Origin of the sequence: Acetobacterium sp. (genome assembly GCF_030652775.1) — a bacterium.
Classification (GTDB): Bacteria; Bacillota; Clostridia; order Eubacteriales; family Eubacteriaceae; genus Acetobacterium.
This window is the reverse complement of the sequence record NZ_JAUSPS010000091.1, coordinates 21,310-33,597: the sequence shown is the minus strand read 5'-3', so window position 1 is coordinate 33,597 and position 12,288 is coordinate 21,310. Positions and strand designations below refer to the sequence as shown.

General features: G+C 43.5%; 9 protein-coding genes. 3 read left to right on the top strand and 6 right to left on the bottom strand.

Translation table 11 applies throughout. The features are described 5' to 3' along the window. Positions 1 to 40 precede the first annotated feature (40 nt). Complete coding sequence (locus Q7J41_RS15970; RefSeq protein ID WP_304889431.1) at positions 41 to 2,746, top strand: methyl-accepting chemotaxis protein; 2,706 nt, start codon at positions 41 to 43, stop codon at positions 2,744 to 2,746. A gap of 166 nt (positions 2,747 to 2,912) precedes the next feature. On the opposite strand, the gene Q7J41_RS15965 is transcribed toward Q7J41_RS15970, so the two are convergent. The 6 genes from Q7J41_RS15965 to Q7J41_RS15940 form a co-directional block, all read right to left on the bottom strand. Beyond that, positions 2,913 to 4,133 carry an SHOCT domain-containing protein gene (locus Q7J41_RS15965; RefSeq protein ID WP_304889429.1) on the bottom strand — a complete coding sequence of 407 codons (1,221 nt, stop codon included), beginning with the start codon at positions 4,131 to 4,133 and terminating at the stop codon, positions 2,913 to 2,915. A 152-nt stretch (positions 4,134 to 4,285) separates the two neighbouring features. Then, complete coding sequence (locus tag Q7J41_RS15960; RefSeq protein ID WP_304889428.1) at positions 4,286 to 5,878, bottom strand: FMN-binding glutamate synthase family protein; 1,593 nt, start codon at positions 5,876 to 5,878, stop codon at positions 4,286 to 4,288. A 309-nt stretch (positions 5,879 to 6,187) separates the two neighbouring features. After that, entirely contained in the window at positions 6,188 to 6,877 is a 690-nt protein-coding gene (locus Q7J41_RS15955; RefSeq protein ID WP_304889427.1) for a DUF4956 domain-containing protein, read from the bottom strand. 11 nt (positions 6,878 to 6,888) lie between these two features. After that, entirely contained in the window at positions 6,889 to 7,680 is a 792-nt protein-coding gene (locus Q7J41_RS15950) for a polyphosphate polymerase domain-containing protein (protein ID WP_304889426.1), read from the bottom strand. 157 nt (positions 7,681 to 7,837) lie between these two features. Next, entirely contained in the window at positions 7,838 to 9,382 is a 1,545-nt protein-coding gene (locus Q7J41_RS15945; RefSeq protein WP_304889425.1) for a cell wall metabolism sensor histidine kinase WalK, read from the bottom strand. Positions 9,383 to 9,386: 4 nt separating this feature from the next. Next, positions 9,387 to 10,058 carry a response regulator transcription factor gene (locus Q7J41_RS15940; protein WP_304889424.1) on the bottom strand — a complete coding sequence of 224 codons (672 nt, stop codon included), beginning with the start codon at positions 10,056 to 10,058 and terminating at the stop codon, positions 9,387 to 9,389. 219 nt (positions 10,059 to 10,277) lie between these two features. Here Q7J41_RS15940 and Q7J41_RS15935 point away from each other — a divergent pair, with 219 nt between their 5' ends. Both Q7J41_RS15935 and Q7J41_RS15930 read left to right on the top strand, forming a co-directional pair. Further along, positions 10,278 to 10,631 (top strand): rhodanese-like domain-containing protein, encoded by a 354-nt coding sequence (locus tag Q7J41_RS15935; protein WP_304889423.1) that lies wholly within the window; start codon positions 10,278 to 10,280, stop codon positions 10,629 to 10,631. Positions 10,632 to 10,654: 23 nt separating this feature from the next. Further along, entirely contained in the window at positions 10,655 to 12,214 is a 1,560-nt protein-coding gene (locus Q7J41_RS15930) for an ASKHA domain-containing protein (protein WP_304889422.1), read from the top strand. Positions 12,215 to 12,288: the final 74 nt, after the last annotated feature.

The window sequence follows — 12,288 nt, the reverse complement described above, 5'->3', positions numbered from 1 at the left end:
TAATGATGTCTACTTAACACAACTTGCAGCGGAAACGGGAATTGATCACATTTATTGGTATAACGTCGGCGGAGAGATCATCAATGCTGCCAATGGTGAATACCTAGGATGGAAGGCGGAGCCGGGGGATCCCATTCATAATTTTATGATCAGCGGTGCACCGGAGTTGATGGAAGAAATTAGGAAGAGCACGGAAACCGATGAGAACTTTAAATATGGTTATGTGCGGAGCAGCACTGGTGAATTTGTTCAGGCCGGGGTATCGGCTGACCGAGTACTAGAATTAACAGAAAAGTTTGGCTATCAGGCATTGATTGATGAATTGGCATCGGATGAAAGCATTGTTTATGCCAGTTTTATTGACAAGGGCTTAATCGGGGTTGCTGATAGTAACAAGGATAATCTCGGCAAAGGCTATCAGGATGATGTGAACGTTAAAATGGTCGCACTTGAAGGCGAAATGAGTGCAAGAGAATTTTTTTATGAACCAGAAAATACCAATGTTTATGATGTCTTATATCCGGTTGTCATAAATGGGGAAAACCAGGGCGCATTGAATATTGGATATTCCATGCGTGCCGTTCAATCGGCAATCACTAAAAATATTTTACTTATTGCCCTTGCGGGGTTGATTGTTTTTCTTGTTCTAGGATTTATCTTATATAAGCTTTCAACTTCCATCACTAAACCCATTGCCAACATTAACCATATGATCAAAGAAATGGGAAAAGGTCATCTTGGTATTCGTTTAAATTTGGATTCGCAGGATGAAATCGGCGAAATGGCAATAACCATGGATGCATTTGCCGACGATCTTCAGAATAAGGTGATCGGTGCCATGAATCAAATTTCAGCTGGGGATGTATCTGCTAATATTGAAGAAAAAGATGATTTGGATGAGATCACTCCGGCACTGAAACGGACCATTGAAACGATTCGTAATTTAATTCAGGAATCAACTCGATTGTCGCAGGCAGCAGTAGCGGGAAAATTAGAAACACGAGGCAATGCAGAAGCATTTGCCGGGGGCTTCAGGGATATTGTCGAAGGTGTCAATGCGACCCTCGATGCGGTTGTGGGTCCCCTCAATATAGCTGCCGAATATGTGAATCAGATTGGTCAGGGGGAAATTCCTGACAAGATCAAAAAATCCTATGAAGGTGATTTTGACAAACTGAAACAAAGCATTAATGCGTGTATCGACGGATTAGGGGCTTTACAAGAAGGCAATCGGATCCTTACGCTAATGAGTAAAAATGACTTGAGCCAAAACATTGAGAATCAATACATGGGAATATATGGAGAAATCGGTGAAGGGATTAACGCTGTTCACGGTCAGTTGGTGAAGATTGTTAATATTGCCAATCACATTGAAGCCGGTGAACTCAGTGATCTCAGTGAATTGAAGGCAATCGGAAATAGAAGTGAAAAAGATACGCTGATCCCAAGCCTGATTGGAATGATGGAAAATATCGTTTTATTGGTAGAAGAGACTCAAAAAATGACAATCACGGCAGTTACGGGTGATTTGAGTTTCAGAGGTGATCAAACGCGATTCTCAGGCGAGTATGCAAAAGTCATTGAGGGATTCAACAAGACATTAGATGCGATCATTCGTCCAATTAACGAAGCATCAGAAACGCTGAAAGAATTAGCAGCCGGAAATCTGAATACGCAAATGAATGGTGACTATCAGGGTGATCATGCCATTATTAAAGAAGATATGAACCAGACCATTACCAATTTGAAGGGTTACGTCAAGGAAATTACCAGTACACTTGAAGAAATAAGTCAAGGAAACCTGGATCAGGAAATAAACTCTGTTTATCGGGGCGACTTCCAGGCGATCAAGGAAGCGTTGAATGGAATCAGTTCAAGCTTGAGCACAACTATGTCAGATATCGATGATGCAGCGGCTCAGGTGGAACTTGGAGCCAGACAGATTTCTGATGGTGGTCAGGCGCTGGCTCAGGGAACTACCGAACAGGCCAGCTCCATTCAGGAATTAACCGCCTCTATTGAAGAAGTAGCGGGTGAAACAAAACAGAATGCCGTCCGGGCCAATGATGCTAATGAACTGACGGTCAGAGTCCGGAAAAATGCGGAAGTAGGCAATCGACAAATGAAAAAAATGATTTCGGCTATGGGTGATATTGACGAATCATCCAATAATATTTCCAAAATTATTAAAGTAATTGATGATATTGCCTTCCAGACCAATATTTTGGCACTGAATGCTGCCGTTGAGGCGGCTCGAGCCGGGCAACATGGCAAAGGTTTTGCGGTGGTGGCGGAAGAAGTCCGAACTCTAGCAGCTCGAAGTGCCGAAGCGGCCAAGGAAACAACCGGCCTGATTGAGGGATCCATCGAAAAAGTTGGGGTAGGGACAAAAATTGCTGATGAAACAGCGGAAAGTCTTAAAGAAATATTAGACGAAATTGAAAAAGTAACCAGCTTAGTCGGAAATATCGCTAGGGCGTCTAACGATCAGGCATCAGAAATTGCCCAGATTACTCAAGGGATTGAGCAGGTTTCTCAGGTTGTTCAAACCAATTCCGCAACGGCCGAAGAAAGTGCGGCTTCGAGTGAAGAGTTATCCGGACAGGCAGAAATGCTGAAAGTAATGGTTGGTGCATTTAAACTTAAAGATCAGACCAATCAGAAAAAAGAAAGGGCAATCAGTAAAAAAGAGGTTTCATCTCAACCCCAGATCATTTTAGACGAGTTGGAAGTGGATAAGTATTAATATCGAGATGTTCAGATGAAAAACAATATTGATGTTACGGTAGTTATTGGTTTTGGGATGACTAGAACTGAATAAATTAGGTTTTTGATGAACAAAAATAGAGACGAATCACATTCTGTGACTGTCTCTATTTTAAATTGGCTTAAATAATGGAGCGAAGATGTTTTTATAATTTAGCCAGCAATTCCTGTTTTTTCTGGTTGAATTCTTCCTCGCTGATGATCCCCTTTTCTTTCAAACCCGCCAATTTTTCGATCATCGCAATGGGATCTTCCGGGGCTGGTTCGGCAGTTGCGGTGACTGTTTGGGACGGCCCAGTAGCAGACTGATCCGGGGCTGTTGGAGCGCCCCCTTGTGGTTTATGGGCATTATAAATCTGGATGACCCGTTCGGCTTCCCGGGCATAGAGGATACTGATGGTTTCGATGGCATCAGTCGTTTTTATCTCCATATCATTGGGGTTCATCCCCAGGGTTAGGGACAGGTCCAGAAAAGAAACGGTACTGGGTTGGGTGGTCAGGGACAAAATCTGGTCGTAGGGAAAACTTTTCTTTGAGCTCAAATCCCGGTCGTAGAGAACAATTTTACGGTTGGTACAAGTGATGAACTTCTTTGAGACCAGGCTGCCCAGTCCCCAGGCAAAATAGACCAGTTTTTCATCAGGCTCGAGAAAGCTTTTGACAATCTCTCGTGTGGTGGGGTCCAGTTTGGTAGCGATGAAGGCATCAACCTGGGCATCATCAATGACAAAATCATTATTGGTCAGGCGCCATAGATATTCAGTTAAAGTGATGATATCAATGGTTTTGATTTCTTCAGCCGGAGTGGTGATCAGGGTGATGGCATTAACAAGGAGGGCACAGTCCTCATCGCCCTTATTAATGGTTAGGCAAAAGAGCTTTTCGCTGGGAATGGAGCTCACCGCAAAAAATGACAGGTTCTCCGGGAACTGAATTTTAAAATAAAAGTTGCTGGTGGTCAGTAACAGGATTTGACCTTTGGAATCTTTAAATTGGAATAAGAACTTTTCTTGCATATTGTAGGTTGGAAAAGTTTTTAATATATTTTTTAAGGCCTTTTCTTCATAGGGGTACATGTCGATTTTGGTCGCCGCCGGGCTGTTGGCTGGCAATAACAGTTGTTCACAGAAATTCCTGGTAAATTCGACGACTTCATCATCCCCGGCATTGATCAGGGAGCTGGCAGGGGCATCCACTGGATTAAGAAGCTGCTCCACCAGGGTAGCGGTATAGGCTTTGATCCGCTGATCCATTTCTGCTCGCAATCGTTCCTGTTCTTCTTTTTTCAGGGCAATTTCTGTTTGAATTGAATCAATACTTTCCTTGGCCAGATCGGTAACATCTTTAAATAGATCTTTTAATCCCATGATTGGTCTCCTTTTGATTGAATAATTACTTTTTGATTAAGTACTTTCATTTTACATGTGGATCAATAAAATAGCAAATTAAAACAGCCTTCTGAACTTATCTTTAAGATAAATTCAGAAGGCTGAGAAAAAAATTATTTAGTTAATACTGCCTAGCCTTTTAAAATAGAAAGGGCTTCTTCACGACCACATTCCATCAGGTAAGGAATCTTGGTTACTTTGGCACACTCTTCAGTCAGGGACATCAGTTCGTTGCGGGTGATGCTGTCAGTATTAAAGCAGCGGGCACCGGCCATTAACTGTTGTAAACCAACCCGGATTTTGTCAGAGTAGCTGTAGATCCCGATGGCTCCCAAAGGAATGTTTTTAATTTCTTTAGCACCGACGATTTCTTTGACTGCTTCGTAGCAGACAAAAATCTCTTCAGGTGTAGAACCGAATTCACTGACTGTTTTAGGCAGGTTGTTTTCTTTCATCCACTGGTCGATGTTTTTTCCAACCATCCCGGGAATCATCAGGGCCCGGCCCATACAAACGGCTTTAACGTAAGGGGCACCAAGTGCTAAAGCTTTGAAAACACCGTCTTCGCTGCTGAATCCACCAGCAAAAGCCAGATCAGGAACGCGTTCGCCCTGGGATTCTAGAATTTGAGCAAATTCTACAGCGGCTGAATGCAGGTAAATTGAAGGCATACCCCATTCTTCCATCATTCTCCAGGGGCTCATCCCGGTTCCGCCGGGAGCGCCGTCAATGGTTAACAGGTCGATTTTAGCTTTAGAACACCATTTCATAGCCATCGCCAGTTCTCTTAAACCGTATGCGCCGGTTTTTAAGGTGATCCGTTTATAACCTAAGGCTCTTAAACGTTCAACCTCGGCCATAAAACCATCTTCACTGATAAAACCCAGACGGCTGTGTCGTTCAAATTCGTGAATAGCGCCATCATTAAAGGCGGCCTGAATAACGGGATCCATTGGATCAGGAGTGACGATGTAGCCACGTTTTTGAAGCTCCATGGCCCGTTCGATGGTATTAACTTTAATTTCGCCACCGATACATTTAGCGCCCTGACCCCATTTCAGCTCAATGGTTTCAATTTTATGTTTGTTAATGATATATTCAGCAACACCCAGACGGGTATCTTCAACGTTCATCTGGATCAGGATTTCGCCTTTGCCGGTGTGATATTTTTTATAGGCTTCGATACGGCGATCCATATCAGGCGCTTCGATAACCATATTGTTTTTGTCCAGAACCAGACGTGGGTCAATTCCGCAGACGTTTTCACCACAGACGATGGTAACGCCGGAAACAGCAGCACCTACGGCAAAGTGATCCCAGTTTTTACGGGCGATTTCAGTAGATCCCAGAGCGCCGGTAAAAATCGGAACGTTCATGGCTACTTTGCTATCCCAACCATAAGCACATTCGGTGCTGACATTTGGGAAACGGGCGTTGTCAGGTGTGCCCACTTCGCCGTTAGGCAAACCTTTGGCACCCAGGGCATAACCTTGAATATTAAGATGGGAATAATCGACAGGATAGTCTTTGTCACCGCCAGCGGTTACATCACCGAAAGGACCTGGATAAATTAGTTCCCGGCCTCGGAAAGTGGCTTTGAAAACTTCACAATTTCCGCGACATCCATCCACACAGCGTGAACAGAGACCAGAACATGGGACAATACTTTTAGAACGGTTGAAGGTACCGGTGGCATCATTGCCATTAGGTCGTTGAAGATTCATAAATTTTCCCCCTTGAAAATTCTTTTTTGTAAAATGTGTAAATTTCTTATGACAATTTGCACCATTGAAAATTATCAATTCAGCCTTACATTCGACTAAAAACTTACTTTATCATTATAAATCAAATACGAAGATTGTCAATAGAGTCTGGATATGACTGGATGAAAACATATACAGTGACGTTAGTTAGTTTTGTTTTCATTTTGACGACAGATAGATAAGAAATAAACCATTCAAACACAATTGCACTAATATGGCGGACAATTGCATTCAAATGGTTAAGGAATAGTTTTTTTTTACGATAAAAAATTATATATAAACTTTTTCATCGATGACTTCAGTATTGAGGACAATGCTTAAGTTGCCGTTTCGACACCGTAACTTGTCAATGAATTCCTTTTGATCTGCATCATTTTTCAGGCAGATACAATAGATAATTTCAAAGAGGGCACCAAAGTCACTGGTTTTAACCCGTTGAATTTTGTGACTGACGGTATATTGTTTCAAAATATCATCAAAACAGTTCTGAAAATCAATATCCTCAGGAATGGTGATTTTTAATTGCATGTTTTTAACTTTGGGTTTGCCGTATTTGGTGATGTTGATGATCACCATCACGGTGCAAAGAATAATCGCAAAGATGGCGCCATAGAAAATATAACCCATACCACAGGCCAGACCTACTGCCAGGGTAAAGAATACATAGGAGATATCGATGGGATCGCCAGGCGCACTTCTGAAGCGGATCAGGCTGAAGGCACCGGCCAGACTGAAGGCCCGGGCGACGTTGTTGCCGACTAACAGAATGATGATGGCGATAATCGCTGGCAGCATGATCAGGGTGACCACAAAGCCGGGGGAATAACCGTCTTTGCCCCGGGTTCGGGTGTAGACAAAGCTGATAAACAAACCCATGAACAGGGAAGCAAAAATGACACTTAAGGCCGTTTGGATGGTCAGGGTTTCGGTGAGGGTGGTTGAAAAGAGTGATTCAATCATGATGTTCTCCTTTAGTTATTAACACAGGGTGTCAATTTATTATTGATATTATTATTGGTGTAAATCGGTAGGTTGATCAGTTTGCCGATACTCTGCTGGCGGTAATCTTTATAGGCTTTTCCGTATTTTGAAAAACTGCTGCTGTATATTTCCAGTTCGGACAGGGCATGAGTCAGCCACAGCGGGATGGCCCCCAGAATTTTAACCTCCATCAGATATTGATCCGCGGGGATCAGAAAATGTCCGAAATCCCCTTTGTCCAGGGACAGACTATGCTGCCGGCTTTTTAAGTTGTAGTCAAAGGTTACCCGCAGTTCAGGGTCGTCTTTTCCGACAAAGGCAATCCGTTCATAGCCAATGTAGGTTTTAGGGGTCACCGGATGGTTTTTTAAGAAAAATTCAATTTCTTCCAGTACCAACTGATTCATGGTATTGATTTCTTTGGGGTATTCCAATTTGGAAATAAAGCGGGATGCCTCGTTGAGGCTGAGGGTAGCCCGGCGCTTGTTGACAACCCCGCCGATTTTCTTTTTCAGTTCCAGAAAAACCTGATCATCGGGAGAGGTAGGGATGGCATAGCTTCGTAACCGGAGCTTTTCTTTGTAATAGGGTTTGGAAAGGGAATGGCGGATGATATCGTAGTTATCCGTATCATAATAGATATTGTAAATGGAATAGCCGTCATTTTTGGATGTGTAGGCATCTGGTTTCATTTGGGTTAACAGCATTGGCATCAGTTGTTTGAGTTGGCTTTCGTTTAACTGATATTTATTTTCAAAGCGTTTAAAAGTTTTAGTGATCATTGTTAGTACCTCCATAAAGTTTTTTATTTAATATCGCTGCTTTTCTAAAGTATACTCGACCAGTTTGTTAAGCGTTTGTTAACTTTGTGTTTTTTTTGTGAACATTCTGAAAATAAAAAAAAGATACACCAAAGGTGCATCTTTTTTTGAAGCGGTATTAAATTTTTAAAGTAAACCAGAAAACCGAGCCTTCATTGAGTTTTGAGGTGACGCCATAATCACCGTGGTGCATATCGAGGATCGATTTGACAATGGACAGGCCCAGACCGGTACCGGTGACCGCTCGCTTGTGGGTTTTATCAACCTTGTAATAGCGATCCCAGATGTAGGGAAGGTCTTCTGCGGCAATCCCTTCGCCGGAATCAGCCACTTCTATTTTGACCCAGTCGGCCAGGTCATCGGCCGGGTTTGGGAAAATAGTTTGGGTGACGGTGATTTTTTTATCCTCGCCGGTATAGTTGATGGCATTGGTCAACAGGTTGTAAAAGGCCTGGGAAATCCGGGTTTCATCGGCCGCCAGGGTAACTTGCCGGTCAGCGATAAAATCAATCTCGTAGCCATCCATTTCCATCAGTTTATTCATCCGGTTAATCGAGTCACCCAGGCTGGCTGTTAGATTATAGGGTTGGCGATGGATGCTGATATTGCCGGTTTGCAGCTTGGAAATATCCATGACGTCATTGACTAGGGTGGTTAACCGTTTGGTTTCATCGACAATAATCTGGGCATTTTCGGAATTGTTTTCATCGGGTAAATCTCGCATCGCTTCGGCATATCCGCTGATCAGGGTTAACGGGGTGCGTAAATCGTGGGAGATATTGGCAATTAACTCCTGACGCAGCAACTCAACTTTGGAAAGCTCTTTGGCGGTATAGTTGAGCGTGTCGGAGAGCTCAGCAATTTCTTTATAACCAGTGCCCTTGAACCGGGTGGAATAGTCGCCGGTGGCGAGCATTTTGGCGCTGTTGTTGATGGCTTCAATCGGACGAGAGATCCATTTGGCAATCACCAGGGCCAGGATAACCGAAAACAGAATCATAAAAGCGGTAATATAATAAAGTTGTACCCGCAGGGTATTAACCGTGGCATTCACCGGAGAAATCATTGAGTTAAGCACCAGGGTTAATTCCTCATCGTTGGCGTTGATGATAGTTTTAGAGTAAATAAGGGTATCTTTTTCTTTCTCTTTTTCTTCCGCTGGCGGTTTATCCTGAGTTTGCGTGTTATCAGTTTGAGTCGCATCAGAATCGGGTGCGGGCTCTGGTTCGGTTTCTCTGCTGTAACCATCATGATTGTAATATTGAAACAATTCGCCGTCATTATTGGTCACCTCTGAGGGCAGGGCTTTTTCATCAAAGTCTGGTTTACTATGGATCAGGCATCCCTTGACAACATGCGAAGAATAAAGGGTATCGCCTGAACTTGATAAAACGAGAACACAAATATCGTTGTTTTCTGAAATAGTGGAAATGATGGTTTCAATGTTTTCTTCATTAATACTCTTTTCAATAGTATTGGCAGTCGCTTTGATGGCATTGATTTTGATCTCTTTATAAAAACTGTTCAAAAAAACAACCTGAAATAACCAGAGCAGCATCAGTAATACACCACAAAAGCCGAGCAGAAAAAGAAAAATTTTCCATTTGATACTGATTTGTTGGGGTTTGTTTTTTTTCTGAGATGATAGCTTGTTTTTTTTCAATGGCCTAACCTTCAAACCGGTAGCCCACTCCCCGGAGGGTGGTGATCAGTCCGGCATATTCTCCGAGGCTTTTGCGGAGTAATTTTATGTGGGTATCCAGGGTCCGGTCATCTCCGTAGAAATCATAGCCCCAAACCTCAGTAATCAGTTTTTCCCGGGTTAAGGCGATATTTTTGTTCCGGATCATATAAAAAATCAGGTCAAATTCTTTTGGCGACATCTCAATGTTTTCGTCATCGATGAGGATTCTTCTGGCCGTAAAGTCAGCGGTCAGGCCGTCTTTCACAAAGATGTCGTGCTCCTGGGGCTGATCCCGGGCGGCCCGCTTCATAATCGCATCAATACGCATCATTAATTCTTTGGGCGAAAAGGGCTTCACCACATAATCGTCAATGCCCAGCTCAAAGCCATGAATCTTATCATATTCTTCACCCCGAGCCGAAAGCATTAACACCGGAATATTTTGGGTTTTTCGAATTTCTTTGACAGCAGAAAAACCATCCAGCTCCGGCATCATGATATCCATAATAATAATGTCAAAAGCTTCTTTGCGGCACAGTTCTACGGCTTCCATCCCGTTGGAGGCTTCAACAGCCGTATGACCTTCAAAGATTGCATATTTTTTTATCAGTGCTCTGATTTTTTCTTCATCATCAGTTATTAATATCTTATACATCCACTTCACCTCTTTTTCTAATTATAATATAAATAGGATAATATTGCTAAGTGTTTATTACGTGAACAGGCGCTGATTAATGGCTGAAAAATTCTTCGGATATTTTTATAATTTATGTGACATCATCACAGAAAAAACTTGGGAAAGGCGATAAGATAGAGACATAACAAAGAAGATTTAAAATTTACACCAATAAATGATTTAAAGGAAGGTATTATTATGTTAAACTTATTATCAAGAAAATCAGAATCTAAAAATTCGGTTAAAAGAATATCCCCAGATGAGGCTAAAAAACGATTGGATGCCAATGAACCGATTGTACTACTCGATGTCAGAGAAAAAGCCGAGTATGCCAATCAGCATATTCCAAACAGCATTAATCTGCCATTAAGTCAGATTCAGACAGTGGCTGAATTCTTACCGGATAAAAATGCCACCATCTTTGTTTATTGCTTAAGCGGTGGCAGATCCCAAAATGCTGCCAGTCAACTGGTCAAGATGGGATATCAGAACATTTATAATCTTGGCGGCATCAGCGGTTGGAAATATGGAACCGTCAGTGGCAGTCATTAAAAACTGAAAAATTTGAGGTGGGTATGGGAGATCAGAAGATTCATGCATTAACCAGAAAGATATTTTTAAAAATTTCTCCGCCGGGAAACGGTGATATTATTGGTGACCAGGAACGCATTCTGAACGCATTGACCCAGGAATATGGGGCGGTGCGTTTTTCTCGTCATCTGTTGAAAAAAGTATACCCGCTGTGCCGGGAGGCCAATTGGGAGATTAGTCTGACCCTGGTAAAAAACGGCACCACCTGGGAGCTGGTGGAACTGGAATCAGGGGATCAGCGGCATCGTCATTATGGCGTAGCGGTGGATTTAGGCAGTACCTCAGTGGCCATGAAGATGGTGGATCTGAATACCGGTAGGGTACTGGGCGAAGAAAGTATCTTAAACCATCAGATCCAGTATGGCGATGATATTCTCAGCCGCATCTTTTACGCCAAAAATAAACCTGATCATCTCATCGCGGTGCAGCAAGCAACTGTCAGCACCTTTAATGCGCTGCTTCATCGGCTGGAAGAAGTGACCGGGATCAATGCTGAGGAATCTTGTATGATGGTTGTTTCCGGCAATACGACGATGATCCACTTTTTATTGGGTATTGATCCCTGGCCTGTTTTTGAATATCCCTTCGCGCCGGTGTTTAACCATACCGGTTATCTGGAGGCCCAGGATCTTGGTCTCAATACCAGGGGCTATCTTTATTGTCTGCCCTCGGTGGCCAACTATTTAGGCGGCGATACCGTCAGTGGGTTGCTGGTGGCGGGTCTTCACGAAAAAGATGAATTGGGTCTATTTATCGATATTGGCACCAATGGCGAAATGGTGTTAGGAAACAAGAGTTTTCTGGTGGCCGGAGCCGGAGCGGCCGGACCGGCACTGGAAGGCGGCATCAGTAAAAATGGCATGAAGGCCACTGCGGGTGCCGTGGACTCAGTCATCATTGCCAAAGATGAACTCAGGCTGACAACCATCGGCGGGCAGCGGCCGCTGGGCATTTGCGGATCCGGAATTGTTGATCTGATTGCTCAGATGCTGTTAAGTGGCTGGATTGATTTTTCCGGTCGCTTTAATCCCGAGAAATCCCCGCGGATCGTCATTCGTGATGGGGAATATGGGGTGCTATACGCCAGTCGGGAAGAATCCGGCAATGGCGAAGAACTGCTTTTTACCCAGCGTGATATGAGCCAGTTCATCGATACCAAAGCTGCCGCCAGCACCATGGTTGCCTATCTGCTGGAACGACTGGGCGTGGAGCCGCTGGACGTCGATCGCTTATATATTTCCGGCGCCTTTGGAACTTATATCAATCTGGAGTCAGCGATCACCATTGGCCTTTATCCTGATTTACCGAGAGAACGTTTTGTTTCATTAGGAAACAGTTCGTTAAAGGGGGCCTATGCGCTGTTAACCAATGGCGAAAAAATGGAAGAGGTCGCGATGCTGCAGGAACGGATTGAATATCTGGAATTCGGTGCGGCGACCGATTTTATCTCGCGGATGTATGCCGCCCGGTTTCTGCCCCATACCGACTTTGATCTTTATCCGACCGTCAAGGCGGCCCTAAAAAAACAGGGACGCTTACGATAATCAGCACAAAAAAGGCCGCCCGGTAATGGAAATCATCCATTACCGGGCGGCTTTTGTTTTGTAAGTAATTTATT